The sequence below is a fragment of the Rhodococcus sp. MT28 genome (genome assembly GCF_058792695.1).
In genome coordinates this window covers 1-686 of sequence record NZ_JBXAFD010000078.1, presented here as the reverse complement: position 1 = coordinate 686, position 686 = coordinate 1, and the positions used below count along the sequence as shown (strand labels likewise).

The following is a 686-nucleotide window of genomic DNA, read 5'->3' as shown; positions in this document are numbered from 1 at the left end:
TCAGGCCTTGGGGACGCGGACGATGAGTGCGTCGCCTTGTCCGCCGCCGCCGCAGAGTGCGGCTGCGCCGATGCCGCCGCCGCGGCGTTGCAGTTCGAGGGCGAGGTGCAGGGCGATGCGGGCGCCGGACATGCCGAGGGGGTGGCCGACGGCGATGGCGCCGCCGTTGACGTTGACCTTGGCGGGGTCGAGGCCGAGTTCGCGGGTGGAGGCGATCCCGACGGCGGCGAATGCTTCGTTGATTTCGACGAGGTCGAGGTCGGTGGGGTCGATGCCTTCCTTCGCGCAGGCTTTGGCGATGGCCCGGGCGGGTTGGGACTGGAGGGTGGAGTCGGGTCCGGCGACGACGCCGTGGGCGCCGATTTCCGCGATCCAGGTCAGGCCGAGTTCTTCGGCTTTGGTTTTGCTCATCACGATCACGGCGGCGGCGCCGTCGGAGATCGGGGAGGCGGAGCCGGCGGTGATGGTGCCGTCCTTGCTGAACGCGGGACGCAGTTTGCCGAGGGATTCGGTGGTGGTGTCGGCGCGGATGCCTTCGTCCTGGGCGAAGACGATGGGCTCGCCCTTGCGTTGGGGGATGGAGACGGGGACGACTTCGTTGTCGAAGAGGCCGTCTTTCCAGGCGCGGGCCGCGTTCTGGTGTGAGGCGGCGGCGAAGGCGTCCTGCTCGGCGCGGGTGATGTGGG

The 686-nt window shown here is 70.0% G+C and carries 1 protein-coding gene; it reads right to left on the bottom strand.

Features of this window, described 5'->3' with window-relative positions:
• The coding region (locus tag AC1Q6C_RS33700; RefSeq protein ID WP_270008433.1) for an acetyl-CoA C-acyltransferase at positions 1-686 on the bottom strand (686 nt) is incomplete at its 5' end.